The organism is Aliirhizobium sp. YIM B11859 (assembly GCF_057163345.1).
This window is the reverse complement of record NZ_JBXHAY010000005.1, coordinates 207,684-233,388: the sequence shown is the minus strand read 5'-3', so window position 1 is coordinate 233,388 and position 25,705 is coordinate 207,684. Positions and strand designations below refer to the sequence as shown.

General features: G+C 60.1%; 27 protein-coding genes and 1 other annotated feature. Of the genes, 14 read left to right on the top strand and 13 right to left on the bottom strand.

The features are described 5' to 3' along the window. The gene (locus tag AC2GXZ_RS20600) at nt 1-1,005 is read right to left on the bottom strand and encodes a DUF2891 domain-containing protein (RefSeq protein WP_483761076.1); all 1,005 of its coding nucleotides are present in this window, start codon (nt 1,003-1,005) and stop codon (nt 1-3) included. Between the two features lie 72 nt (nt 1,006-1,077). Between AC2GXZ_RS20600 and AC2GXZ_RS20595 the strand changes: the two genes are divergently transcribed. Further along, nucleotides 1,078-1,356: a FitA-like ribbon-helix-helix domain-containing protein gene (locus tag AC2GXZ_RS20595; RefSeq protein ID WP_483761075.1), complete on the top strand. Its 279-nt coding sequence runs from the start codon at nt 1,078-1,080 to the stop codon at nt 1,354-1,356. Nucleotides 1,357-1,488: 132 nt separating this feature from the next. Further along, a complete protein-coding gene (locus AC2GXZ_RS20590; protein ID WP_483761074.1) occupies nt 1,489-1,647 on the top strand; it encodes a PIN domain-containing protein in 159 nt (52 codons plus the stop codon). A gap of 28 nt (nt 1,648-1,675) precedes the next feature. On the opposite strand, the gene rnd is transcribed toward AC2GXZ_RS20590, so the two are convergent. The 4 genes from rnd to AC2GXZ_RS20570 form a co-directional block, all read right to left on the bottom strand. Next, nucleotides 1,676-2,821, bottom strand: coding sequence for a ribonuclease D (gene rnd, locus AC2GXZ_RS20585; RefSeq protein WP_483761073.1), 1,146 nt, complete (start codon nt 2,819-2,821; stop codon nt 1,676-1,678). An 80-nt stretch (nt 2,822-2,901) separates the two neighbouring features. Beyond that, the gene (locus tag AC2GXZ_RS20580; protein ID WP_483761072.1) at nt 2,902-4,140 is read right to left on the bottom strand and encodes an MFS transporter; all 1,239 of its coding nucleotides are present in this window, start codon (nt 4,138-4,140) and stop codon (nt 2,902-2,904) included. Between the two features lie 174 nt (nt 4,141-4,314). Then, nucleotides 4,315-4,770, bottom strand: a complete 456-nt coding sequence (locus AC2GXZ_RS20575; protein ID WP_483761071.1) for a DUF411 domain-containing protein — start codon at nt 4,768-4,770, stop codon at nt 4,315-4,317. A gap of 47 nt (nt 4,771-4,817) precedes the next feature. Then, complete coding sequence (locus AC2GXZ_RS20570; protein ID WP_483761070.1) at nt 4,818-5,189, bottom strand: hypothetical protein; 372 nt, start codon at nt 5,187-5,189, stop codon at nt 4,818-4,820. A 291-nt stretch (nt 5,190-5,480) separates the two neighbouring features. Between AC2GXZ_RS20570 and aspS the strand changes: the two genes are divergently transcribed. Further along, nucleotides 5,481-7,271, top strand: a complete 1,791-nt coding sequence (gene aspS / locus AC2GXZ_RS20565) for an aspartate--tRNA ligase (protein WP_483761069.1) — start codon at nt 5,481-5,483, stop codon at nt 7,269-7,271. A gap of 223 nt (nt 7,272-7,494) precedes the next feature. Continuing rightward, entirely contained in the window at nt 7,495-7,830 is a 336-nt protein-coding gene (locus tag AC2GXZ_RS20560; protein ID WP_483761068.1) for a DUF1236 domain-containing protein, read from the top strand. Between the two features lie 149 nt (nt 7,831-7,979). On the opposite strand, the gene AC2GXZ_RS20555 is transcribed toward AC2GXZ_RS20560, so the two are convergent. Further along, the gene (locus tag AC2GXZ_RS20555; protein ID WP_483761067.1) at nt 7,980-8,219 is read right to left on the bottom strand and encodes an amino acid transporter; all 240 of its coding nucleotides are present in this window, start codon (nt 8,217-8,219) and stop codon (nt 7,980-7,982) included. Nucleotides 8,220-8,333: 114 nt separating this feature from the next. Continuing rightward, nucleotides 8,334-8,391, top strand: a sequence feature (sul1 is cis-regulatory element that is thought to sense ions involved in sulfur or methionine metabolism; They are found in Alphaproteobacteria). Nucleotides 8,392-8,462: 71 nt separating this feature from the next. Between AC2GXZ_RS20555 and AC2GXZ_RS20550 the strand changes: the two genes are divergently transcribed. Further along, on the top strand, nt 8,463-9,947 hold the full coding sequence (locus AC2GXZ_RS20550; RefSeq protein WP_483761066.1) for a SulP family inorganic anion transporter: 1,485 nt from the start codon (nt 8,463-8,465) through the stop codon (nt 9,945-9,947). A gap of 59 nt (nt 9,948-10,006) precedes the next feature. Here the strand turns inward: AC2GXZ_RS20550 and AC2GXZ_RS20545 are convergent, their stop codons facing one another. Then, nucleotides 10,007-11,197 (bottom strand): hypothetical protein, encoded by a 1,191-nt coding sequence (locus AC2GXZ_RS20545; protein ID WP_483761065.1) that lies wholly within the window; start codon nt 11,195-11,197, stop codon nt 10,007-10,009. 194 nt (nt 11,198-11,391) lie between these two features. On the opposite strand from AC2GXZ_RS20545, the gene parC reads away from it, so the two are divergent. After that, the gene (gene parC / locus AC2GXZ_RS20540; RefSeq protein WP_483761064.1) at nt 11,392-13,647 is read left to right on the top strand and encodes a DNA topoisomerase IV subunit A; all 2,256 of its coding nucleotides are present in this window, start codon (nt 11,392-11,394) and stop codon (nt 13,645-13,647) included. A gap of 54 nt (nt 13,648-13,701) precedes the next feature. Here parC and AC2GXZ_RS20535 read toward each other — a convergent pair whose 3' ends face one another. The 5 genes from AC2GXZ_RS20535 to hemB all read right to left on the bottom strand — a co-directional run bounded on the left by AC2GXZ_RS20535 (nt 13,702) and on the right by hemB (nt 17,405). Further along, nucleotides 13,702-13,944 (bottom strand): AbrB/MazE/SpoVT family DNA-binding domain-containing protein, encoded by a 243-nt coding sequence (locus tag AC2GXZ_RS20535; RefSeq protein WP_483761063.1) that lies wholly within the window; start codon nt 13,942-13,944, stop codon nt 13,702-13,704. A 64-nt stretch (nt 13,945-14,008) separates the two neighbouring features. Next, nucleotides 14,009-14,887 carry a DMT family transporter gene (locus tag AC2GXZ_RS20530; RefSeq protein ID WP_483761062.1) on the bottom strand — a complete coding sequence of 293 codons (879 nt, stop codon included), beginning with the start codon at nt 14,885-14,887 and terminating at the stop codon, nt 14,009-14,011. 2 nt (nt 14,888-14,889) lie between these two features. Further along, the gene (locus AC2GXZ_RS20525; RefSeq protein WP_483761061.1) at nt 14,890-15,666 is read right to left on the bottom strand and encodes an arginyltransferase; all 777 of its coding nucleotides are present in this window, start codon (nt 15,664-15,666) and stop codon (nt 14,890-14,892) included. 146 nt (nt 15,667-15,812) lie between these two features. Beyond that, nucleotides 15,813-16,271 (bottom strand): RDD family protein, encoded by a 459-nt coding sequence (locus tag AC2GXZ_RS20520; protein WP_483761060.1) that lies wholly within the window; start codon nt 16,269-16,271, stop codon nt 15,813-15,815. Nucleotides 16,272-16,358: 87 nt separating this feature from the next. Then, the gene (hemB, locus tag AC2GXZ_RS20515; RefSeq protein WP_483761059.1) at nt 16,359-17,405 is read right to left on the bottom strand and encodes a porphobilinogen synthase; all 1,047 of its coding nucleotides are present in this window, start codon (nt 17,403-17,405) and stop codon (nt 16,359-16,361) included. 96 nt (nt 17,406-17,501) lie between these two features. Here hemB and AC2GXZ_RS20510 point away from each other — a divergent pair, with 96 nt between their 5' ends. Together AC2GXZ_RS20510 and ldtR are read left to right on the top strand one after the other, a co-directional pair. Next, a complete protein-coding gene (locus AC2GXZ_RS20510) occupies nt 17,502-17,939 on the top strand; it encodes a DUF6163 family protein (RefSeq protein ID WP_483761058.1) in 438 nt (145 codons plus the stop codon). Between the two features lie 232 nt (nt 17,940-18,171). Next, on the top strand, nt 18,172-18,684 hold the full coding sequence (gene ldtR, locus AC2GXZ_RS20505) for a transcriptional regulator LdtR (protein ID WP_483761057.1): 513 nt from the start codon (nt 18,172-18,174) through the stop codon (nt 18,682-18,684). A 158-nt stretch (nt 18,685-18,842) separates the two neighbouring features. On the opposite strand, the gene AC2GXZ_RS20500 is transcribed toward ldtR, so the two are convergent. Next, complete coding sequence (locus AC2GXZ_RS20500) at nt 18,843-19,043, bottom strand: hypothetical protein (RefSeq protein WP_483761056.1); 201 nt, start codon at nt 19,041-19,043, stop codon at nt 18,843-18,845. 149 nt (nt 19,044-19,192) lie between these two features. Here AC2GXZ_RS20500 and AC2GXZ_RS20495 point away from each other — a divergent pair, with 149 nt between their 5' ends. The 6 genes from AC2GXZ_RS20495 (at nt 19,193) to glyA (ending at nt 25,692) form a co-directional block, all read left to right on the top strand. Continuing rightward, entirely contained in the window at nt 19,193-19,762 is a 570-nt protein-coding gene (locus tag AC2GXZ_RS20495) for an aminotriazole resistance protein (RefSeq protein WP_483761055.1), read from the top strand. A gap of 16 nt (nt 19,763-19,778) precedes the next feature. After that, nucleotides 19,779-21,299 carry an ABC transporter ATP-binding protein gene (locus AC2GXZ_RS20490; RefSeq protein WP_483761054.1) on the top strand — a complete coding sequence of 507 codons (1,521 nt, stop codon included), beginning with the start codon at nt 19,779-19,781 and terminating at the stop codon, nt 21,297-21,299. Next, nucleotides 21,296-22,006 (top strand): energy-coupling factor transporter transmembrane component T family protein, encoded by a 711-nt coding sequence (locus tag AC2GXZ_RS20485; protein ID WP_483761053.1) that lies wholly within the window; start codon nt 21,296-21,298, stop codon nt 22,004-22,006. Before AC2GXZ_RS20490 ends, AC2GXZ_RS20485 begins: the two co-directional genes overlap by 4 nt. Then, nucleotides 22,003-22,647 (top strand): phosphoribosyltransferase family protein, encoded by a 645-nt coding sequence (locus tag AC2GXZ_RS20480; RefSeq protein WP_483761052.1) that lies wholly within the window; start codon nt 22,003-22,005, stop codon nt 22,645-22,647. The genes AC2GXZ_RS20485 and AC2GXZ_RS20480 overlap by 4 nt, the downstream gene beginning before the upstream one ends. Nucleotides 22,648-22,894: 247 nt before the next feature. After that, complete coding sequence (locus AC2GXZ_RS20475) at nt 22,895-24,223, top strand: L,D-transpeptidase family protein (RefSeq protein WP_483761051.1); 1,329 nt, start codon at nt 22,895-22,897, stop codon at nt 24,221-24,223. A 179-nt stretch (nt 24,224-24,402) separates the two neighbouring features. Beyond that, nucleotides 24,403-25,692, top strand: a complete 1,290-nt coding sequence (glyA, locus tag AC2GXZ_RS20470; protein WP_483761050.1) for a serine hydroxymethyltransferase — start codon at nt 24,403-24,405, stop codon at nt 25,690-25,692. Nucleotides 25,693-25,705: the final 13 nt, after the last annotated feature.

The window sequence follows — 25,705 nt, the reverse complement described above, 5'->3', positions numbered from 1 at the left end:
TCAGGCTTCCAGCGCCAGCGTCGCAAAACTGGCCAGCCAGTGTTCGCCCATGTAATCGCCGGCAACATGGGCGAGGGCGCTGGCAAGGTGTTCCTCGGCAGTCTTTTCCATGATCGCACGCCGCGCATCACCCTGTGGCAGGATGCCGGAAAGCGACCGCCAGCACCAGGCGCGTGACAGGTTAAGGCCGTCGAGATGGGCGATCTTGCCATCGGAACGATCGGAAACGGTGGCCGGCGTAAACAGGGTCGCCGGCGCCCGTGACGTAATCTGAGGCAGGAAGCGGTCGAACCATGGTTGGAAATCGGCCTTCGGCATCAACCGGCGCATGCACTCGGCCTCGATCAGGGTCGAAGACAGAAAGTCGTCGCCGGAAGGTTCGCCCCAGGCCGGGCAGGCTTCATCCCGGCCGTACCAGCGAAGTGCCGTCTCCCGCAACAATGCCATCAGCGCGTCGTCACCAAGTGTTTGCGCATAGTCTGCCGCCAGTCGAACCGCAAACGCGGTATTGAAATGGGTGCCGACACGCACCGGATAGGTCGCAATCGGCAGGAAATCGGTGAAACGCTGGACAAAGATATTGGTTAGGGGCCGCAGGGTTTCTGCCCAGCGGCCGCCCTCGATGCCCTCAAGTTCGGCGGCAAGCTTCAGCAGCCAGCCCCAGCCATAGGGGCGTTCGAAGCCACGCATCATCGGCGCATTCATTGTGTCGCATTCGCCCGCGACCTTATCGGCTGTCAGCATCGTATCGAACAGTCCCCGGATGTCGGTCGCTGCGGGCAGATCCGGATAGCGCTTCAGCATATGGGCGAGCATCCAGTACCCATGGACGCAGGAATGCCAGTCGAAACTGCCATGGAAGACCGGGTAAAGCGCGCGCGGCGTCTTTGCATCCGCATCGCTTTCAAGCACGTTTCCCGGCTTGTTGGGATATTCCCGGCCGACATGTCCGAGTGCGATAGTTGCAAATTTCTGGGCGATGTCGGCGTTGAGGGCAGGGTGCATGGAAGGTCTCGTTGAAGAGGTTCAGGTGAGCGAATAGGCTGGCCGAACCGACACTATCAGATCGGAGGTGCGATGATGAATGCCATCACCATAAGAAACCTGTCCGATGAGGCGACCCGAGCGCTGCAAGCAAGAGCGGCGGAAAATGGCACGACGGCGGAAGTGGAGGCTGTAAGGATACCGCAGGAAGCGTTGAAAGGCGTCGCTGTCGAACCCGGCGACAGTGCGGAGGGGGCTTCAGGGGATGTTCTGATTGCCGCCTTCCAGAAGTTGCGGGAAGACTATCCCGAGCTGGATGATGTTGAGTTTACGCGCGATCAGACCCCGGTAAGAGGTGCTTCTTCTGAATGATCGTACTCGATACGAACGTCATTTCTGAGATCAGGCGAAAGCAAGTCGACGCGCGTGTGGGGGCATGGCTTGGCCGTCAGGTGCCCTTCGCGCTTCCTTCCTTTTGATGAATATGCAGCGCGAGCCTATGGCGTGATCCTCGCGGCAGCCCGTTCGAACGGAAAGTCTATCCTCATCGCCGACGGCCAGATTGCGGCGATCGCCAAAGTCCACGGATTCACCATCGCAACTCGCGATACCGCACCGTTCGAGGCCGCCGGCATTCCCGTCATCGATCCGTGGAAACTCTAATGGAATTGCTTTTGGGGGCCGAGCTCGCTTAAAGCTCGACTGCCTCGACCTTCTTGTTGACGAAGCGCAGCGCCACGCCCCCGTCGATCAGTTTCAGCGCCGTGTCGCCGAAAAGCTCGCGCCGCCAGCCGGAAAGAGCCGCAACCTCTGCTTTCTCGCCTTCCGATGCGATCTTCTCCAGATCGTCGGTATTGGCGATCACCTTGGCGGCGACACCCTGCTGGTCGGAGATCAGCTTGAGCAGCACTTTCAACAGCTCGACGGCTGCCGCTGTACCTTCCGGCACATGGCTGTGTTTCGGCGGATGCGGCATGTCTGCCTTCGGAAGTTCAAGCGCCGCGTTGACGGCCTCGACGATAGCGGCACCCGAGGAGGAACGTTCCCATCCCTTGGGAATAGTTCGCAGCCGGCCCAATGCTTCGGTATCCTTCGGCTGCTGCTGGGCGATCTCGTAGATCGCGTCGTCCTTCAGTACGCGCGAGCGCGGCACGTTGCGGCTTCGCGCTTCGCGTTCGCGCCAGGCGGCGACGAATTTGAGGATCGCAAGCTCGCTCGGCTTTCTCAGACGCGCCTTGAGACGCTGCCAGGCATCGTCCGGATGCAGGTCATAGGTGGAGGGGCTTTCCAGCACCGCCATCTCTTCGGTCAGCCATAGGGCACGGCCTTCGCGCTCCAGCTGCTCTTTCAGCGCCAGATAGACGTCGCGCAGATGGGTGACGTCGGCCAGTGCGTAATCGAGCTGCTTTTCGGAAAGCGGACGACGGCTCCAGTCGGTGAAGCGCGATGACTTGTCGATTTGGATATTCTTGATGCGGCTGACCAGCTGGTCATAGGAGACGCTGTCGCCGAAACCGCAGACCATCGCCGCGACCTGCGTGTCGAAGATCGGATGCGGCACGAGCTTGCCGAGATGATGGACGATTTCGATATCCTGCCGTGCGGCATGAAAGACCTTCACAACCGCCGGGTTCGCCATCAACTCGAAGAAGGGCGTCAAGTCCAGCCCTTTTGCCAGCGGATCGACGAGGACCTCGACATCGGGGCTCGCCATCTGGATCAGGCAGAGTTCCGGCCAGAAGGTCGTTTCCCGGAGAAACTCCGTGTCGATTGTGATGAAATCCGATTGCGCCAGCTTGGCGCAGGCTTCCTGGAGGGCTGCGGTTGTTTCGATCATCGGTCCGTTCGCGTGCGATAATCAATCTACCTTTCGCTTTAGGAGGCGCATGTCAATACCGCCGGGGCAAGCTGGGGGAGTTAGTCCCTGCGATCTTTTTCCGGCGGTGTGGCGAGGCGGGAGAAATAGGCCGATGTGCGCAACAGGGCCCGGAAGCGGGAACGTCGTTCTGCCGGCGGCACCGGAGGACGGACCCCCATGCGCCGGATGGTGAAGATCAGGAACCCGAGGAAAACGAACGAGGTATAGGCGAAAAAGGCGCGCGGACCGTAATATTGCAGCAGTGTTGCGGCAAGCAACGGCCCGACGATCGCCCCGACCGACCAGAAGAACAACAGGCCGGCCGCGACCAGCGCATATTCGCCGGGCTTGGCATGGTCGTTGCCATGGGCGGAACACAGCGAATAAAGCGGCATCGAAAAGGCGCCGAACAGGAAGACGGCAATGATGTTCGCCGTCTGGCTCGTCCCGGCGCCGAAGGACAGATAGGCCCCGGTGAGGATCGATCCGATCGTCGCCCAGACGATCACCCGCCGGCGGTCGAGCCTGTCGGAATAAACGCCGAGCGGATATTGCAGCACGACGCCGCCGATAATGCCGGCGCTCATGAATGTGGCGATAGAGGTGATGTCCATGCCCAGTTCATGGGCGTAGATCGGCCCGATATTGCGGAACGCGGCCATCGACAGACCGACCGCGATGACGCCGACGACGGCAAGCGGCGAGATCCGCCACACGGCCGTGAGGTCGAATGCGATTGCCTCGGGCGGTGCGGGGCTGGATTTGTCGGCAATGGAAATGGGTACCAGCGACAGCGTCATGGCGATGACGATGATCGAGAAGATTGCCTGCCCTTCTATGCCGACCGTCGGAATGAGATATTGCGCGAAAGTGACCGAGCCGAGATCGACGAAGCGGTAGATCGACAGCGTGCGTGCCCGGTTTTCGTTGGTCACCTTGGCATTGATCCAGCTTTCGACCGTCGCGAACAGGCTGGCGACCGATATGCCGATCAGGAAGCGCATGAACGCCCAGGCGGCCGGATCAATGAACTGCGACATGACGACGGAGCAGGACGCGCCGATTGCCGCCATCGCCGCGAACGTCCGTATATGCCCGATAGAGCGCAGCAGCCGTGTCACATAGATGCAGCCGACCGCAAAGCCGATGCTGTAGCCCGCACCGATCATCCCGATGACCGATGGCGCAAACCCCTCGGCTGTGCCGCGAAGCGCAATGTATGTCCCCTGCAATCCGTTACCGCCGATCAGGATGCCGGCGGTTGCCAGGAGCGGGACGAGTGGTCTGATATGGCTCATCGGCTGATGGAAGAGGTTCGCTGATTTGAATTCCTTGAAGGTCTAGCCTGCATGGCGCGGTGGCGACAGGGCCTGCGCGACGAAAGATGACGCTGTGGTACGAAAACACGAATATCTCCGCCGGCTTGGAGGCGCGCGGAGATATTCGGTGGCGGGTTTCAGCGCCGGCTGCAGTTACGGCCTGATGTTCATATAGACCGACTGGCTGCCATCCCTGTTGAGAGCGATGACATCATAGGATGCCGCGGCATCTTCGTCCATGCCCAGCGCTCCGGCCGGCATGCCGGGGACGGCAACCCCCGCGATATCGGGATGGTCGCTCAGAACTTTCTGCACGGCCCCGAGCGGCACATGGCCTTCGAAAACGTAACCGTCGGCGACGGCCGTGTGGCAGCTCTGCGCGTCTTCAGGCACATGATAGCTCGCCTTCAGTGCGTCCATGTCCTCGGTATTCTCGACACGAAGCGCGATGCCGGATGCCTTCAATGCTTCGGCCCAGGCCTCGCAGCATTGGCAATAAGGGCTTTTATAAATCACCATCTCGGCGGCGGCAGCACCGGTGGCGATGACGGATGCGGCGCTGAGCAGTGTGAAGGCGAGCAATCTCGCCATGAATCTGCGTGTGTTCACGGATAATCTCCTTTGGATCGGCGAACAGATGTTGAGGTTCCGGTCGGTCAAGCCGCCCGCAAATGCTCGATCGGAGATTTCGGAGGAGGTGAGGGAGGCCCGCTCTGCAGGGACGAAAACGAAACGTCGACCGGCATGTCGTAGGCCGGACAGGATCTGGCCGGGCCGGCTGGTTGGCAGGCGGGCAGAATGGCAAGTGATGAAATCTGCATCTGGCACGATGCAAGCGCGCAGCCGACCTTCGAACATTGCTTGTCGCTTTGATGGACAGCGACCGGCGCATGGTCCCGGTGCAGCACAATCTCGGCATGGTTGGCGTGAATGTGGTTCTGCGCCGGCTGGCTGCCATAGGCGACCGGCCCGCGCGCAAGAAACAACGCGGCCAGAAGCATCAGCGTGATCCGCATCATCTTGACCATGGGTGGATGATCGCATTCTCCGCAGCGACAATGAAGAGGCCCTACGAGAGACATAAGTACGCAGTACCGAAAGCCGGAATGAGGCCGACAGGGGGACGGGATCCACATACCGTTCAAGCCGAAAACATGCGGGGCGACGCGGTTGCCATGTGTTAAGCCGGGCCGGGCAAGCATTGCAACCTTGACAAATGGGAGCGCCCGTGCGCTTTTCGCGCCGATTTTCCATGCGATCGGTGGCAGTGCTTCGCACGCCAGAAAAACCGCTCCAAGCATCAGTCCAGGATTGAAGTCATGCATCGTTACCGCAGCCACACCTGTGCAGCCCTCCGCAAGTCGGATGTCGGCTCCAATGTCCGTATCTCCGGCTGGGTCCATCGTGTACGAGATCATGGCGGTGTCCTGTTCGTCGACCTTCGCGATCATTACGGCATGACCCAGGTCGTCTGCGATCCGGATAGCCCTGCCTTCAAGACGGCGGAAGTCGTGCGCGGCGAATGGGTCATCCGCATCGACGGCACCGTCAAGGCGCGTTCCGAAGAGACCGTCAACAAGACCATGGCGACCGGCGAGATCGAGCTTTACGCCCGTGAGATCGAAGTTCTGTCCGCCGCCAAGGAACTGCCGCTGCCGGTCTTCGGCGAGCCGGAATATCCGGAAGACGTGCGCCTCAAGTACCGCTTCCTCGACCTGCGCCGCGAAACGCTGCACAAGAACATCGTCAAGCGCACCCAGATCATCGCCGCCATGCGCCGTGAGATGACCCTCGGTGGCTTTACCGAATATTCGACACCGATCCTGACGGCTTCCTCCCCTGAAGGCGCACGCGACTTCCTGGTCCCGAGCCGTATACACCCCGGCAAGTTCTTCGCCCTGCCGCAGGCGCCGCAGCAGTACAAGCAGCTGATGATGGTGGCCGGTTTCGACCGCTATTTCCAGATCGCACCCTGCTTCCGCGATGAAGATCCGCGCGCCGATCGCCTGCCGGGCGAATTCTACCAGCTCGACCTCGAAATGAGCTTCGTCACCCAGGAAGAAGTCTGGGAAACGATGGAGCCGGTCATGCGCGGCATCTTCGAAGAGTTTGCCGAAGGCAAGCCGGTCACGAAAGAATTCCCGCGCATTCCTTACGACGTCGCGATCCGCAAATATGGTTCCGACAAGCCGGACCTGCGTAACCCGATCGAAATGGAAGCCGTCACCGAACATTTCGCCGGTTCCGGCTTCAAGGTGTTCGCCGGCATGATCGCGTCGAACCCGAAGGTCGAAGTCTGGGCGATCCCGGCCAAGACCGGTGGTAGCCGCGCATTCTGCGATCGCATGAACGCATGGGCCCAGGGCCAGGGTCAGCCCGGCCTCGGTTACATCTTCTGGAAGGAAGAAGAAGGCAAGGTTGCAGGCTCCGGTCCGCTCGCCAAGAACATCGGCGAAGAACGCACCGAAGCCTTGCGCGTTCAGCTCGGCCTCGAAGCGGGCGATGCCTGCTTCTTCGTCGCCGGCGAACCGGAAAAGTTCTACAAGTTTGCAGGCGAGGCCCGTAACCGCGCCGCCGACGAACTGAACCTGTCCAACAAGGACCAGTTCGCTCTGTGCTGGATCGTCGACTTCCCGTTCTTCGAATATAACGAGGAAGACAAGAAGATCGACTTCGCCCACAACCCGTTCTCGATGCCGCAGGGCGGTCTCGACGCACTGGCAAACCAGGATCCGCTGACGATCAAGGCCTACCAGTACGACATGGTCTGCAACGGCTTCGAAATCGCTTCGGGCTCGATCCGTAACCAGCTGCCGGAAGTCATGGTCAAGGCCTTCGAAATGGTCGGCCTGTCGCAGCAGGACGTCGAGGATCGCTTCGGCGGCCTCTACCGCGCCTTCCAGTATGGTGCGCCTCCGCATGGCGGCATGGCTGCCGGCGTCGATCGCGTCGTCATGTTGCTGACTGGTGCCAAGAACCTGCGCGAAATCACGCTGTTCCCGATGAACCAGCAGGCACAGGATCTTCTGATGGGCGCCCCGTCGGAAGCCACCCCGACGCAGCTGCGCGAACTGGCGATCCGCCCGATCCCGCCAGTGAAGAAAGATTGACAAGAAGGACTGATCCTTCGTCTCCGGCGACGTATTTCAGATCAATTCACGGCGGTCCTTCGGGGCCGCCGTTTTTGTTTTTGGCAAGCCCTCTGGCCAAGTGGTCCGGGTGTTTTCAGCCTCGTGCAGCGTAAGGGCCAGCAGGTTCGCGACGCACAACGGGTCGGAACCATATCCCTGTAACGGTGTTGTTACCGCAGCAATCAGCTCAGGGAGAAGCAAGATGCACAAGTTGACCATGGCCGCTTCGGCGGCGTTTTTCGCTCTGTCGGCTTCGGCCTATGCACAGAATGCCGTCATCATCCAGCAGCAGCCGGCTGATCCGGTCGTGACCAATTCGACGGTCGTGATGCCGGGTGAGGTCCGCACCTACGTGATGGAGCAGCAGCCTGTCGATTCCATTCCGTATGACGGTGACGTGCTTGTCGGCCGTGTCCTGCCGGAAAATGTCGAGGTCCGCCCGGTTCAGGGCTATGACCAGTACGGCTATACGATCGTCAACGAGCGCCGCGTGATCGTCGATCCGCAGACGCACACGGTGATCCAGGTTCTCGAATAGTCGCGGACTGTATGCAAGGTCATGCGAGGTCGGTGCCGCTCAGCGGTGCCGGCCTTCTTTTACGATAGATCTGGCAAGAAATAGGCATGCAACGCCAATCATCAATCCACCGATGGGCGTGATCAAAATAGCGATGATCTGCATGGTATTCATGACCGCAATCCTCTCAGAATTGTGCTCGCCCAATAATGTAATGCGAATGCCCCGGCAAAGCAAATACAGGTCATAAAGACCAGCAGCCTGGTGATACCCATCGGGCCGTAAAGGCCTGAAAACATGGGAGCCAATCCGCCCACGGCAAATACGGCAATTCCAACACCGTTCATAAACGTCGCCAGCATTTTTAGACGCTCGTTGTTGACCAGCTTCCGTTGCGCATCCTCATCCATGCCCAAATCCCCAAAAAAACCGCACATATTCTAGTCGCAAATGTCTCCGTACGCACGGGGGAGCTTCCTGCACTTGGCATTTGTCTGGTTCACCGCTATAGCTCCAACTATCCACAAGGACTTGGGTGCAATTCCCGAGTGGCTCTTCCGGCCGCCGATCCGCCGGACAACCGCAAAACCTGCAGATACTCAAGATCGCTCTTCACCAGCTGCGTTCTTTCAAGCTTTGCGAGATCATCCGACATGTCGACTTTTTCTACCCTTCGCCGGGATTGGTCTGCCAATCCCGTCCGTGAAATGCTGGCGGGCGCCGTGGCGACCTTTGCCCTCATCCCGGAAGTCATTGCCTTTTCCTTTGTCGCGGGTGTCGATCCTGAAGTGGGTCTTTTTGCCTCCTTCGTTATCGGCATTGTGATTGCCTTTACTGGTGGCCGCCCTGCCATGATTTCGGCGGCTGCCGGTTCCGTTGCCCTGGTCGCGGCACCGCTCGTCCACGCGCACGGCCTGGCTTATCTGCTGGCGGCCGGCCTGCTGGCGGGTCTCATCCAGATCGTGTTCGGCCTGCTCAAGCTTGGCGTGCTGATGCGCTTCGTGTCGAAATCGGTGCGCACCGGCTTCGTCAACGCGCTGGCGATTTTGATCTTCTGGGCGCAGACACCGCATATTTTCAGTGCCAATGCCGCAACCTTCGCCGTGCTTGCGGCAGGCCTCGTCATCATCTATCTGGCACCGCGCATCACAACCGCAGTCCCGTCGCCGCTGATCTGTATTCTCGTGCTGACGGTTGCAAGCGTCGGCTTCGACTTGCCGGTCGAAACAGTGGCAGATCTCGGCAAGCTGCCGGACAGCTGGCCGGTCTTCGCCTGGCCTTCAGTGCCCTTCACCCTTGAGACACTGGAGATCATCATCGGGCCGGCGGTCGCAATCGCCATGGTTGGCCTGTTGGAATCGATGATGACGGCGAGCGTCGTCGATGAGCAGACGGAGACGCAAAGCTCCAAGAACCGCGAATGCACGGGCCTCGGCATTGCCAATGCCGCGTCCAGCCTGTTTGGCGGCATTGCCGGCTGCGGCATGATCGGTCAGACGGTGAGCAATGTGAAATACGGCGGGAGAGGGCGCCTTTCGACGCTTTTTGCCGGTGTATTCCTGCTTGTCCTGATGGTCTTCCTCAAGCCGTGGGTTTCGGAAGTTCCGGTCGCAGCTCTGGTTGCGATCATGGTCATGGTGTCGGTCGATACGTTCGATTGGTCGTCGCTCAGCAAGCTGGTCGTGCATCCGCGCGCCTCCAGCGTCGTCATGTTGGCAACGGTTGTCGTCACCGTCTTCACCTCCAACCTTGCGCTTGGCGTCGCGGTTGGCGTTCTTCTCTCCGGCGTCTTCTTCGCCGGCAAGGTTGCCAGGCTCTTCCGTGTCCAAAAGGTCAACGGTGCGGCCGGCGAACGGATATACCAGGTGGAAGGTCAGATCTTCTTCGCCTCGGCAGATGCCTTCATCGACGCTTTCGGCGTCGACGACCTGCCTAAAACCTTGGTGATCGATGTCAGCAGGGCGCATCTGTGGGACATCACCGCCGTCGATGCACTCGACAAGGTCGTGCTGAAATATCGCAATATGGGCGTGGAGGTCGAAGTGCGCGGTGTCAACGAAGCGAGCACCGACATGATCGACCGTTTCGCCCTGCACGACAAGCCCCATGCCTCGCTGGCAGGGTCCACGGTCGATTGAACGAAAGAGCCCGGCAGGTGACCTGCCGGGCTCTTTGCATCGGGAACCTGACGTCGCGGCTAGTCGTTCGCCGTGACCTTGACGCCCAGAACCTGTGGCAGCGTGTTCGGCGCACCCATGCCGGCGCCGAGAAGCATCGGGAAGGGGACCGGGTTCTGCGGCTGGGCGGTCACGGTGAAGCTGCCCGGCTTGTCGAGATAGGTGTTGACCGCCTGGCTCAGCATGTTCTGCAGTTCCGGCATGTTGTACTGGGCCAGAACCAGCGGCGTCATCGCCTTGATCATCTGGGCCATCTGGTTGCCACTCGTGTTCTGCTGCTTGCCGACCACGTCGAGTGCCTTTTCGGTGATCCCGTCATCGTCGAAACGGATCATCGCGCTGTTGAAGGTCAGCCGCTGCATCAGGCCGAGCATGGCAAGGTTTGCCGCCTGCTGTGCCTCTTCCTTATTCGGATTGGCTTCCATGGCACGCGCCGTCTCGTTGGCGGAGCGGACGAAATCCGGCGTGTAACCGGACAGGCTCATGGCCAAGGCGAGCTTGCCGATATTGGCGAAGTCCATCGAGTAATCCTCGATCGCGATCGTCCCGGGCAGCAAATCCCAGCTGCCGGTCATGTTGATCTCGCCGTTGAGCGTGTTGATCCCGAGATCTGCGATCGTCTGGCGCGAGCTCGGATCGTCGATCGTCGAAAGATCGGCCTTGATGTCGGCCACTTTCATCTCGAAGCCGACGGTCTTCTCGTCATCCGAAACGTCTGTCGTCACCTTGGAGGAACCGATCGACGCGACGTTTTTGCCATCGACCTTGACCTCGATCGGGCCGGCCGATGCCTCGTCGTAGAGCAGCACGGAATCGAGCGTGTTGCCGGCCGTTTCGGCCGGGACCGTGAGGCCGCTGATTGCAATGTCCGAGGCGCGGATTTCCGCCTTGTCCTGGCGGATGTCGACATTTTCGAATGTGACGCTGTCGATCGTGTAGCCGCCATTGTCCTCCTCGACGCCTTCCATCTCGATCGTGCCGAGCGGCAGGCTGCCCTGACCCTTGCCGGCTTCGAAACGGCTGTCGCGGAGCGTCACATTGGCGCCGTCAACCTCGACCGAGCCGGGAACAAGGCCCGCACCCTGTTCCATGTAAAGCGCTTTGTTGATCTTCGCCACGAGATCTGCCCCGTCCAACGCGAAGGCGGGCGAACTGAAGACGAGAAGTGCAGTACCGGCCGCAAGCAGGCGGGCCTTGGAAGCGTGACGCATGAATATCCTCCTGGAGGGCACGGGTGATCCCGTGAAATCAATGGCTTTTATAGGTCGCGTGAAAGAAAGGTCCATGGCTTTCTGAGCCGCGCTCTGAGCCATTTTTGTGACGCCCTTATCAAAGGGTTAGTTTCTCCACAGCCTCATTCCCCGGCTTTGTTGCCGAAAACCGGGCTTTGGGCTAGTCAGGGGCCATGGGACAGATCGTGAATCCGCCCGGCGACGACGGCGGCGACAACATATTACCGGTGGACCTCAAGGCAGCGCTCGAAGAGCGCTATCTCGCCTATGCGCTGTCCACCATCATGCACCGCGCACTGCCGGACGTTCGTGACGGGCTGAAGCCTGTCCATCGCCGCATCGTCTACGCGATGAGCGAGATGGGCCTTCGCCCAAATACCGCCTTCCGCAAATGCGCGAAAATCGTTGGCGAAGTGATGGGTAACTATCACCCGCATGGCGACCAGTCGATCTACGATGCGCTGGCCCGTTTGGCGCAGGACTTCTCGCTCAGATATCCGCTGGTCAACGGCCAGGGGAATTTCGGCAATATCGACGGCGATAGCCCTGCCGCGATGCGTTACACCGAATCGAAGATGACCGGGGTTGCCGAACTTCTGCTCGAAGGCATCGGCGAGGATGCGGTCGATTTTCGCGACACCTATGATGAGTCGAATTCCGAGCCGACAGTCCTGCCCGGTGCCTTCCCGAACCTGCTTGCCAATGGTGCGACAGGCATTGCGGTCGGCATGGCGACGTCGATCCCTCCGCATAATGCCCATGAAATCTGCGATGCGGCGCTGCATCTGATCAAGCATCCTGATGCGACGGTCGAGAAGCTGGTCGAATTCATGCCCGGTCCGGACCTGCCGACCGGCGGCATCATCATCGACAGCCGCGAGAGCATTATCGAGAGCTACAAGACCGGACGCGGTGGTTTCCGCGTTCGCGCCAAGTGGGAGATCGAGGATCTCGGTCGCGGCGGTTACCAGATCGTCATCACCGAAATTCCCTACCAGGTGCAGAAGTCGCGGTTGATCGAGAAGATCGCCGAGCTGCTGATCGCCCGCAAGCTGCCGCTGCTTGACGACATCCGCGACGAATCCGCCGAAGATGTCCGCGTTGTCATCGTACCGAAGAGCCGCACCGTCGATGCGACCCTGCTGATGGAATCGATGTTCAAGCTGACCGAGCTTGAAAGCCGTATTCCGCTCAACATGAATGTCCTGTCCATGGGCCGCGTGCCCAAGGTCATGGCGATGAACGAGGTGCTGCTCGAGTGGCTGGCGCATCGCAAGGATGTGCTCGTCCGTCGTTCCAGCCACCGCCTGGCTGCGATCGACCGGCGCTTGGAAATCCTCGGTGGCCTGCTTGTCGCCTACCTCAACATCGACGAGGTGATCCGCATCATCCGCGAGGAGGATGAGCCGAAGCCTGTGATGATGGAGCGCTGGTCGCTGACCGAGATCCAGGTCGAAGCCATCCTCAACATGCGGCTGCGCGCATTGCGCAAGCTCGAAGAGTTCGAGATCCGCACCGAAAACGACAACCTGACCAAGGAAAAGGCCGATATCGAAGCGCTGCTGGCGTCCGACGACAAGCAATGGCGGATGATTGAGGTCGAGATCCAGGACGTCAAGAAGAAATATGCCAAGGCGACCGAGCTCGGCCGTCGCCGCACCCAGTTTGCCGAGGCGCCGGAGGCCGATCTGGAAGCCATCCAGCAGGCGATGATCGAAAAGGAACCGATCACCGTCATCATCTCGCAAAAGGGCTGGATCCGCGCGCTGAAAGGCCATGTCGCCGACACGTCGGCTCTCACCTTCAAGGAAGGCGACGGGCCGAAGATCGCCTTTACGGCGCAGACCACCGATAAGCTGCTGCTCGTTACTACCGGCGGCAAGGCCTATACGCTTGGTGGCGACAAGCTGCCCGGCGGCCGCGGCCATGGCGAACCGATCCGCATCATGGTGGATATGGAAAACGATCAGGATATCCTCACCGCCTTCGTCCATGACGCGAGCCGCAGGATGATCATCGCTTCGACCTCCGGTTATGGCTTCATCGTCGCCGAAAGCGAAATGGTCGCCAATACCCGCAAGGGCAAGCAGGTGATGAATGTCGGCATGCCGGACGAGACCAAGCTCGTCGTGCCTGTCTCTGGCGATCACGTCGCGATCGTCGGCGAGAACCGCAAGATGGTCGTCTTCCCGCTGGAACAGCTGCCGGAAATGACCCGTGGCAAGGGTGTCCGCCTGCAGCGCTACAAGGATGGCGGCATTTCCGACATCAAGTGCTTTGCGATGGACGCAGGTCTTTCCTGGGAAGACAGCGCCGGCCGCGCCTTCAACCGCACGAAGGAAGAGCTGGCGGAATGGATGGGCGACCGCGCCTCGGCGGGCCGCACTGTTCCTAAGGGTTTTCCACGCAGCGGCAAGTTCGCCGGTTGACGCTGTGAGATCGAAAGCCGGAAGCGGCTTTCGATGAGATGTGACACCGAACTCTCAGTGCTTTCCCAGTTCCTTGAGAGCGGTGTAATATTTGCGCATCGCGGTTTTGGCCGCGGTGATCTCGACTTGGAAATCCTCGTCGGCAATCGCTTTCGGAACGAAAAGCTCAAGACCTGTATCGTCGGAATGAAGTTCGATGACATCGCCTTCCTTCCAGCCAAGACGATGCAGAACATCCTGTGGCAAGACAATGCCGCAACCTCCGTCAACTTTCTGAATGGTAACTGCCCTGTCCATCAGTAACCTCCCGTTGGCGAGAGGGCAGGATAGCATGTTCGAAGATAATTCGAAGTCACGTTTTCTATGTGATGTCGGCGATCTGCCCAGGCCGCCCACGCCGCATCTGCCACAGCGCATGGCCAGCCAGCGACAGGATCAGGATCGCGCCGCCTGCAAGCGTCCGGACATGCATCTCCTCGCCGAAGATCAGCCAGACCCAGATCGGTGCAAGCACGGTTTCGAGCAGGTAGCACATGCCGACCTCGGCACCGGTGAGGTATTTCGGTCCCGTCGCCAGACACCAGAAGGCGAGTGGCAGCACGACCAGTCCGTCGATGAGGATGAAGAGCGGATCGGGCACTGATGGAAAACCGCCTGCCGGCATCATCGCCAGCCCGAGGATTGCCGGAATGATGGTTGCGACGAGTGGAACGAGGCCGAGATCCGCCTTGGCTCCGCGCCCGATCGTGATTGCGCCGGCGAGCAGAACGGCGGTTGCCAGTGCCGATATGTTGCCGAGCATGTCGCCGGCCGACAGGCCGCCCGAGACGATCAGGCCGACGCCGATGACCATAAGCGCCATGGTGATCCATGTCGCCCGCGATGGAGGCTCAGTGAGCGTCAGCCAGCCGAAAAGCGCTGCAAACATCGGCGTGAAGGCAACGATGAACACGACATTCGCGGTCGATGTGTTGAACACGCCGCCGAGGAAGGTGACGGTCGACAGGCCGTAGAAAAGTCCGGCAATCAGGCCTGCCTTGCCGGGCCGAAGCGCCGCGCTTGCAGGATGCAGAAATCGGAAGACCAGCCAGACGATGAGACCGAGCGCGAAGGTCGAAAGGCTGCGCAGCGCCAGCGTCTCCCAAAGGCCGCCGCCACCAAGACGCACGAGCGGCACGTCGAAGGAAAGTGCAACGCCGCCGGTAACCGTCAGCAGCAGGCCCTTGCTGTGATGCTGCATCTCTACCGCTCGGAATGCGGTTCGGCGGCGGGTGGCAAAAGACGCTCCCACCCTCGCGCCGTCAGCTGTTCCTGCGGCTGGTAACGGGTCTTGTAGTCCATCTTCGACGAACCCTTGACCCAGTAGCCGAGATAGACATGCGGCAGGCCGAGCGATCTCGTCCTGTTGAGGTGATCGAGAATCATGAACGTTCCGAGCGACCGTTTGTCGGCCTTCGGGTTGAAGAAGGAATAGACCATCGACAAACCGTCGCTCATCATGTCGGTCAGCGCCACGGCGATCAACTCGCCCTTCGCCTCTCCGCTGATTCCGTAGCCGGGTTCACGGATACGGTATTCGATCAGGCGGGTGTTCACATGCGTGTCTTCAACCATGATCGCATAATCGAGAGCCGACATGTCCGACATGCCGCCATGCTGGTGGCGATCGTCGAGATAGCGGCGGAAGAGGGCGAATTGTTCCGTCGAAGGCTGCGCCGGCTGGACCACTGAAACGAGATCCCGGTTGGCCGTCATCACCCGTTTCATCGACTTCGTCGGCTCGAACTCTCCGGCAAGGATACGCACCGAAACACAGGCGCGGCAAGCTTCGCAGGCGGGACGATAGGCGATGTTCTGCGATCGGCGAAAACCGCCTTGGGTCAGGAGGTCGTTCATTTCCGCTGCACGGGGACCGACGAGGTGGGTGAACACCTTGCGTTCCATTTCACCCGGAAGGTAGGGACAAACTGCCGGAGCCGTCAGATAGAACTGCGGGGAAGGCGTCGTCTGGGTATTCATCGAGGTGCGGCCAATCCCGTCATGGTGTGGGAAATGTCATACCATGGCGCATAAATGAAAAACGTCAACCATGCGCTTGCCAGCCCCTGGTTCAAGGCACGGCCAATCACCGGAAATCCCGTGACTGACCGCACAGATCCCTGCGGTCAGGCCGCTCTGACGATCACCGTACCGAGCAGCATGTCATGCACAAGCCGCGATTTTTCGGTAAACAGGCCAGCCAGCAAGATCAGCGGCGTCAACACCGAGTTGATCAGCCAGAACAGCACGGTGTGAACCACGGCGGTCATGAAGTCGAGGCGGCGCCCGTCCATCCGCATCAGCGTGATGCCCATCGCGCGCATGCCGGGCGATGCCTGCGACGGGCCACCAAGCGTCATGCCGAAATAGAGAAGCGCGACGATGACGAACAGTGCCGGATAAAGCATGAAACCGAGGCCGAGCGTGATGATGCCGAGGAAAAACACCACCACCGCGGCTGGAATGCACAAAAGCAGCACGATCAGGTAATCGAGGATGAAGGCGAACACCCGGCGGGAAAGAACGCCGCTATAGGCGCGCCAGTCGTCGGGTGCGGCATAGGTCGGGTTCGGGTCGAGGCTCATGGGTGTAGGGTCTCCTGTTTCTTCCCAACAATATGGGAAGATGCGACAACCTTAGCAAGTATCCGCGCAGTCCGCGCCGGGGCCTTCTCAGCCCTTTGCCAGCTTCTTTGCCACGTCGACGGCGAAATAGGTGAGAATGCCGTCGCAGCCGGCGCGCTTGAAACAGAGAAGCGTCTCCATCATCACCCGCTCGCCGTCGATCCAGCCGTTCATCGCCGCCGCCTTGATCTGTGCATATTCGCCCGACACCTGATAGGCATAGGTCGGAAGCCCGAAAGCCTCCTTCACCCGCCAACAGATATCGAGATAGGGAAGGCCGGGCTTCACCATCATCATGTCGGCACCTTCCTCGACATCGAGGGCGGCATCGCGCATCGCTTCGGTGCCGTTGGCGGGCGAGATGTAATAGCTGTTCTTGTCACCCTTCAGCAGCCCGCCGGTATTGATCGCCTCACGATAGGGGCCGTAGAAGCCGGACGAAAATTTCGTCGCATAGGACATGATGCCGACATCCTGATGGCCGGCAGCGTCCAGCCCGCGGCGGATGGCGCCGATGCGGCCATCCATCATTTCCGATGGCGAGATGATGTCTGAACCGGCATCGGCCTGCAGGATCGCGGCCTTCACCACCTGCTCGACCGTCTCGTCATTGACGATCACGCCGTCGCGCAGGATGCCGTCATGGCCATGGCTGGTGAACGGATCGAGCGCCACGTCGGTGATCAGGCCGATATTCGGAACCGCCTTCTTCACCGCCCGGATGAACTGGTTCATCAGATTGTCGGGGTTGAGGATTGCCGAACCGGTCAGGTCGCGCAGGTTCATCTCGATATCGGGGAAAGGGGCGATGGCCGGAATGCCGAGATCGGCCGCTTCTTTTACCGCTTCGACAGCCATGTCGACGCTCATCCGGTTGACGCCCGGCATCGCCGCCAGCGGCTCCGATATCCCGGTGCCGTGGGTGATGAAGATCGGCCAGATCAGGTCGTCCACGGTCAGCCGGTTCTCTTGAACCATGCGCCGGACCCAGTCCGCCTTGCGATTGCGGCGCATGCGGCGATGGTCGGTGATCTCGTCGACGAGATGCGTCTTGTCCATGACGGTGTCTCCGTTATTTTTTGTTTGGCCGGTCATTAGCACGCAGCAAGTTGTTTATGAATGGCTTGCAACAAGCATTGCTGCCATGCGTCTGGCTGGCGGCTTGTCTGATGCCCCTATATATCAATGGGCATGGAACCTGATTCACCTTCAGTGCCGAGGCGCACGCTGACCGAGCTCCTCTTCGTCCTTTTCCTGAGGATGATCGCGATCACCTGTTTCTGGTTCGGATTGCAATATTGGGCAATGCTCGTCGGCTACTCTCTGGATGGCAGGGCGCGCTTCGATCTGCTGACGCTGCCGTGGCGGGCCGCGGCGGCCTCACTTGCGGTGCTTTTCCCGGTAGCTTCGCTCGGCCTGTGGCTGACCGTGTCCTGGGGGGCGGTGCTGTGGGTGATCGCTGCAACGATCCAGATCCTCATGTATGTCATCTGGCCGGCAATCTTCGGCATCAACCATCTTGTGCCGCTGCTGCATCTGCTCGTTGCGGCCCTTTATATCGTATTTCGCCTTGCTTTGTGGCTCGAAGGGCGCCGCAAGGAGGAGAGGGTAAGAACTGATTTACCATGAAACTAAAGGGAAATAGCTCGGATTTTAGTGAATTTTCCGCGCTAACTGATTGATTTTTATGGGCAGACTTTATGGGGCTAAGGCCCTCGCCACAGTCTCGCCGAAATCGAAAAATGCAGGTAGGTATTTGTTAATCAAGTGTTTTAAGTCGAATTTTATGAGCATTCGATAGGGTCTGTCTCAAGGCGGGAAGAACAAACACACCGCCAAACAAAACAGTGAGGCAGTCATCATGAACACCAAGCTCAAGCCGCAGGCACCGGCAGTCGCAGACATCCACGAAGACACCATCCGCTCGCTCTACATGGAGTCGCTGCACCTGGTCGAACGTCTTCACCGCCGTCTCCTCGATGTCATCAAGGACGAGTTCGACCGCCAGGGTCGCGACGACGTCAACGCCGTACAGGCGCTTCTCCTCTTCAACATCGGCAATTCGGAACTGACTGCAGGCGAGCTGCGCTCCCGCGGTTATTACCTCGGCTCCAACGTTTCCTACAACGTCAAGAAGCTGGTCGATCTCGGTTTCATCAACCACGCCCGTTCGCGCATCGACCGTCGCTCGGTCCGTATCAGCCTGACGCCGGAAGGCCAGTTGATCGCCGAAACCGTCGCACGGCTTTATGAGCGCCATATCGGTTCGATCGAAAAGGTCGGCGGCATCGGCGAGGGCGAGTTCTCCCAGATGAACCGTCTCCTGCAGCGCCTCGACCGTTTCTGGAACGACTCGATCGCTTACCGGATGTAATCCGACGGAAAGATAATGCGCCTTTAAACCACGAGAGGCTTGGCGTTACTCATTTCCTCCAGTCATGCTGTGACGCACAAAGGCACAACGGATCGCAAGGTTAGCGCTCCGTTGTGCCCGTTTGTCGTGTTCGGCGGTTTGAACATCAATGCTGCGGATCAGCCGCCGATCGCCTTGATCCGTGTCAGGTCGACGATCACTTCCTGCCATCCTGTCGGGCGATAGCCGCGAACCTTCTCCGGCCATTCGCAAATGCCATCCTCATTGACGTAGCCGACCCAATGCGCACTTGCGAGGTGATCGAACAGCAGGAACACCAGCTTGTTGGCAATCAGCGTCGATGTCGGCTTCCAGTTCATGAGCTCCCCCGCATGTATCTTTGAAGTGCGAAAAATAGCGTCTACAGCTTGCATGAGGCTGGTGGCACGGCGTGTTCTTGCCGGATGAAGGCCGCGGGGATCGGCACATATCTTGCTTTGCGTTACCCACCAGATTTAAGGGGTAAGAAATGCAACAAACAATCGTCAAGCCTGAGGGCAATACGCTCTTCCCGATCGTCCTTTCCATCGTCGCTGCCGCTGCCACCGGCGTGCTGTGGGCCTATGCCAATCCGATCCAGCTGGTGCCGGGCGTCATCCAGTGGCGTATCTTCGCTTTCCTGCCACCGCTCATTGGCATCCTGCTCGGCTGGAAGAGTGGTTTCATCACCGGTTATCTCGGCACCATCGTCTGGTCGCTTCTGGCCGGCACGTTCATCCCGGCTCATTCGCTGCTCGTCGATGGCATCATGGTCGGGCTGACCGGTCTCGTTCCGGGCCTCATCTTCGATCCGGCAAAGACGATCTTCGATCGCGCGACACTGATCAAAATTGCGGCAACCTGCCTGATCGTTGGCCTCGTCATGGTCGTTGCGGTTTCGGCGAGCCTGGCCTATCTCGGTATCTTCCCGTTCTGGTGGGCTGTCGGTTATCTCGGCCTGTCGGATATCGTTCCGATGTTGATTGGAACGCCGCTGCTGATCGTGCCGGCGCTCAAAATCTTGAAGAGCGCGCATCCGGCAGGGTTCACCCGCTTCTAAAGGCATCGCAAGTTCAGTGTTTGATATCGATAATCTGACGATCGGCTTCGGTGGTGACATATCCGTCATCTCCGGAGCCAGCCTGCATCTTGAAAAAGGCGCGCGTCTTCTCGTTTGCGGCGCGGCCGGTTGCGGCAAGTCCACCGTGATGAATGTCATCGCCGGTATCGTCCCGACATTGGTGACGCCGCCTGTCTATTCGGGCGAGGTGAGGCTGCATGGCAAGACACTCTCCGAAATCGGCAAGGACCGCTGGTTCACCACGGTCGCAAGCCTTGCCCAGAATGCCGAGGACCAGCTCTGGGATCTCGGCGTTGAAGATCTGATCGCCTTCCCGCTGGAAAATCGCGGAGTGCCGAAAGCCGATATCCGGGCGCGTGTCGCCGAGCTGATCGTCGAGCTCGATATCGGCCAGTTGCGCGGCCGCCGCGTGCTCACCTTGTCCGGTGGCGAGCGGCGCATGGTGGCGATCGCCGCGGCGATTGCCGCACGTCCGGAAATCCTCGTCCTCGACGAACCGACGACAGGCCTTGATCCGGCCGCCCGAAAGCGTCTGGTTCGGCTGATCAAGAAATTGTCCCAAGAGCTTTCCGGCGTCGTCATCGCCGAGCAGGATCCGGCCTCGCTTCAGGCCGTTGTCGAAAATGTCGTGTTGTTGAGTGACGGCACAGTGTCGGCACCGGTCGCAGCCGCCGCGATTATGGCCGAGACGGCCCCGTGGGAGGCTGCCGGGATCCTTGCGCCGCGCCGAATACGCGCCGTGAAAACCCAAGCGCCGGAGGGCCGCGTTCTGCTTTCGGTCGAGGGTGTGAAGACGGAACTCAGACGGGCCGATGGTCTTCCGGTTCTCGAAGACGTCAAGCTGCAACTGCGCGCAGGCGAGGTCGTCGGCCTCATCGGCCGCAACGGTGCGGGCAAGACGACGCTCTTTCAGTCTATCCTCGGTCTGGCGAAGATGAAGGCCGGCATGATCATGATCGATGGCGAGCAGGCGAATGGCTGGACGCCGGCGCGGCGCGCCCGCTCGATCGGCTATCTGCCGCAGAACATGCGGCGTATTCTTTTCAACATGACGGTGGTCGACGAGGTGCTGTTTGCAATGACCGGCGGCAAGTCCGGTGAAACATCCGGCGAAGATCGGCAAAAGGCGGTCGAAGTGCTGGGCCGCTACAAGCTCGGTGATCTCGCGGAGGCCAATCCGTTCGCGCTGTCGGCCCGCCAACAGGCATTGCTCGGGCTCGCCTGTGCGGAAGCGGCATCGGTGAAAATCGCTATCCTTGACGAGCCGCTGCTGGCCCGCGACCTCGAAGGCCGGCGGATGTTGGAGAATTTCCTCGCCACGATGACTGGTTCCGGGTGCTCGGTTCTCCTGATCTCGCATGATCTGGAACTGATCGACGATGTCACGTCGCGTTCGCTGATCCTCGAAAAAGGCCGGATCGCTTTCGACGGCGCAACGGCCGACGGCTGGCAAAGTCAGGCTTTCACGGCCCTCGGCTGGCCGGCGCCGTATCAGCCAAGCGAGGTGATGGCATGAACCTGCTCCATGACCTCAATTTCTTCGTCAAGCTCGGCCTGGCCTTCCTTGTCATGCTGGCCGCATGGCTGGTGCCCGGCTGGGTCTACGGCGTGCCGCTGGCGATCGCGATGGTGATTTTCCTCCGCGTGACGCACACGCCGGGCTTCAGGGCCTATCTGAAGGGCGCGACGCTGCTGACGCTGCTCGTCATGGCAAGCTGGATCCTGAACCTGTCGATCCAGGGCATGGCCGTCAGCCAGGCAGTGCTTGTGGCCTTCGGCATGGCCGCACGCCTGGTCACAACGACTGCGGCCTTCTTCTTCGTCATGGAAACCAGCACGCCGGGTTCGATCCTTGCTGCCTGCAGCGCCGCTCGCCTGCCGCCGATCATCACTCTCGTCCTCTCGCTCACCTTCGGCATGATCCCGATGTTGCGCGAGGATTTCGATCGTATCGCCGACGCCCAGCGGGCGAGGGGGATGGAGATAGACGACGTGTCTCTGCCCACCAGATTGCGCTTTGCACTTGCTCGTGGTGTTCCGTTGCTGGTCCAGGCGATCCGCACGGCCCATGCGATCTCGCTGTCACTTTCCGTCTACGGTTTCGACCTCAGGAAAAAGCGCACGACATGGCGTAATGTCGGCCTGCTCGTCGAACCACGCCTTCCCATCACGCCGGCCAGTGCCATGAAGCCGCGCACTCCCATCAAGGATGAAACACCATGACCGCCGCACTCTCCCCGATCACCGGTGAAACCTGGAAACTGGATATCGACGGCTACGGCGTCGATCTGCCGATTGTCGCGATCAAGCCGGATTTTGCCATTTCGCTGATGATGGTCATCGATCTCGGGGTGAAGTTCGGCGAACATGTCGGCCGCAAGCTTGCCGAAAAGCTCGCCCCCCTCAAGCCGGACGTGATCGTCGGTGCGGCGACGCTCGGCATTCCCGTTGCAATCGAGGTGAGCCGTGCGCTCGACCTCGACCATTACGTCATCCTTCAGAAGTCGCCGAAGATCCATCTCGGCGATGCACTGGTGCAGACGATCTCCTCGATCACCTCCAAGGGCGAACAGCGCCTGTTGCTCGACCGGCAGGCGATCCCGCTGATCGCCGGCAAGCGTGTGGTCGTCGTCGACGACGTCGTCGCCTCCGGTTCCAGCATCAAGGGTTCGGTGGACCTCGTGCGCGCGGCAGGCGGACATGTCGTCGGTATCGGTGTCATTCTGACCGAGGCGAAGGACTGGCAGGATGTGCTCGGAAGCGATGCCGAACTGATCCACAGCCTTGCCCATATCCCGCAATTCACCAGGGCTGCCGGAGAGCCGGATGCGCCATGGGTACCGATCCCGGAAACCTTCCTTTAGGACCGCGCGCCAAGCCTTTTCGAACCGGCAGAAAAGTCACACCGTAACACGGCTTTGTGACCCCATGTTTGCTGACACGAATTGGCCATATTGCTATGGGACCGGCAAGTACAAGCATTTGGTAAAATGGGCGTTTGCCAGTCATGGCAGACATGGGCCTCTGAAGGCGTACTGCTTTGCTTTTGCGCCTTTTTTAACCATATCCCTGTAGCGCTGTTGTGTTGACCGGGATCGAATGGATGGGATGATGTCGAAAAAGATCGGATCTGAAACTTTCTCTCGCCGCGCCCTGTTGCGTACGGCGCTGTCCGCAGGGGCCGCAGCCGTTGCTGCGCCGGCGCTTGCGCAGAGCCCGATCGACTCGCTCATCAATGCGCCGCGCCGCGGCAGCTGGGACGACCAGTTCGATGCGCGCGGTTCCCGCGCGGCTGTCGGCGTCGTGTCGAACAATCCCATTCTCGGCTCTGAAGGTCCGGCCAACATCCAGCAGGCGATCCTCGCTTACCAGCAGATCGTCTCGAATGGCGGCTGGCCGGAAGTGCGCCCGTCTGTTCGCCTGCAGCTCGGTGTTGCCGACGCGAGCGTCCAGCAGCTTCGACAGCGCCTGACGATCTCGGGCGATCTCGACGAGGCGGCCGGCATGTCGACGGCTTTTGACAGCTATGTCGACGGTGCGGTCAAGCGCTTCCAGGCCCGCCACGGCCTGCCTGCCGACGGCGTTCTCGGCGAGTTCACCGTCAAGGCGATGAACATTCCGGCGCAGACGCGGCTGATGCAGCTGCAGACGAACCTTGTGCGACTGCAGTCGATGTCCGGCGATCTCGGCTCGCGCTACGTCATGGTCAATATTCCGGCGATCTACATCGAGGCGGTGGAGAACGACCGCGTTGCGTTGCGTACCAACGCCATCGTCGGCCGCATCGACCGCCCGACGCATGCGATCAATTCGAAGATCTACGAAGTCATTCTCAACCCTTACTGGACCGCGCCCCGCTCGATCATCGAGAAGGACATCGTCCCTCTGATGCGCAAGGACCCGACCTATCTGACGCGCAACCAGATCCGTCTGTTTGACGGCAAAGGCCAGGAAGTGTCGCCCGAGACGGTGGACTGGTTCGCCCCCAAGGCGCCGAACCTGATGTTCCGCCAGGACCCGGGCAAGATCAACGCCATGGCCTCGACGAAGATCAACTTCCATAACCCGAACAACGAATACCTGCACGACACCCCGTCGCAGGGCTTGTTCAACAAGCTGATGCGTTTCGAATCGTCAGGTTGCATGCGCGTGCAGAACGTGCGCGACCTCACGACATGGCTTTTGAAGGATACCCCCGGCTGGTCGCGACAGGAAATCGAGCGCGTGATTTCCACGCGCCAGAACAACCCGATCAAGCTTTCCCAGGAAGTCCCTGTCTACATCGTCTACATCACCGCATGGTCTGCGAAGGACCGTGTCGTGCAGTTCCGCGACGACATCTACGAGAAGGATGGCAACCAGGAACTGGCTTTGCAGACAACCAACGGCATCGAACGCCAGACGGGTGCTCTCACCGAACAGGACATGCTGCCGCAATAAGGCGGTGTTGCATTGCTGACATTCGAGGCCGCGCTCCTTTAAAGAGTGCGGCCTTTGTGCATCTGCAAGACACGTCGGTCCGGCTGGACGCGCAAATGTCGCTCTCCGTATTGCCCTTGTGGTGGCAGGGCGCTAAGACGCGTCACACCGCCTTTTATCTTCTTCCAGGAGCCTCGCTCATGTCGAATACCGAAGTCTTCTTCTCCCGCCCGCTTGCCGAAACCGACCCGGAAATCTTTGGCGCGATCGAGAAGGAGCTGGGTCGTCAGCGCCACGAGATCGAGCTGATCGCATCTGAAAACATCGTTTCCCGCGCCGTGCTCGAAGCCCAGGGCTCGATCATGACCAACAAATATGCCGAAGGTTATCCGGGCAAGCGCTACTACGGTGGCTGCCAGTTCGTCGATATCGCCGAGGAACTGGCGATCGAACGCGCCAAGAAGCTGTTCGGCGTCGACTTCGTCAACGTCCAGCCGAATTCCGGTTCGCAGATGAACCAGGCCGTGTTCCTGGCGCTGCTGCAGCCGGGCGACACCTTCATGGGCCTCGACCTGAACTCGGGGGGGCATCTCACCCACGGTTCTCCGGTCAACATGTCCGGCAAGTGGTTCAACGTCGTGTCTTACGGCGTGCGTGAAGATGATAACCTGCTCGACATGGAAGACGTCGCCAAAAAGGCGCGTGAACACAAGCCGAAGCTGATCATCGCCGGCGGAACCGCCTATTCCCGTATCTGGGACTGGCAGAAGTTCCGTGAGATCGCCGACGAAGTCGGTGCATATCTGATGGTCGACATGGCCCATATCGCCGGTCTCGTTGCCGGTGGTCAGCATCCTTCGCCGTTCCCACATTGCCACGTTGCCACCACCACGACCCATAAGTCGTTGCGCGGCCCACGCGGCGGTGTGATCCTGACGAACGACGAGGCACTGGCCAAGAAGTTCAACTCGGCCGTATTCCCCGGTCTCCAGGGTGGCCCGCTGATGCACATCATCGCCGCCAAGGCTGTCGCTTTCGGCGAGGCACTGCAGCCGGAATTCAAGGAATACGCCGCCCAGGTCGTCAAGAATGCCAAGACGCTGGCCGAAACGTTGAAGGCCGGTGGCCTCGACATCGTTTCCGGCGGCACTGACAACCACTTGATGCTGGTCGATCTGCGCAAGAAAAATGCCACCGGCAAGCGCGCCGAGGCTGCCCTTGGCCGCGGTTACATCACCTGCAACAAGAACGGCATCCCGTTTGACCCTGAAAAGCCGTTCGTCACCTCTGGCGTCCGTCTCGGCACGCCGGCAGGCACGACCCGCGGTTTCAAGGAAGCCGAATTCGCCGAAATCGGCAATCTTATCGTCGAGCTTCTCGATGGTCTGAAGGTTGCCAATTCTGATGAAGGCAATGCTGCCATCGAGGCCGGCGTTCGCGAAAAGGTGGTCGCCCTGACCGACCGTTTCGTCATGTACCCGTATATGTAAGGCGAAGGATACC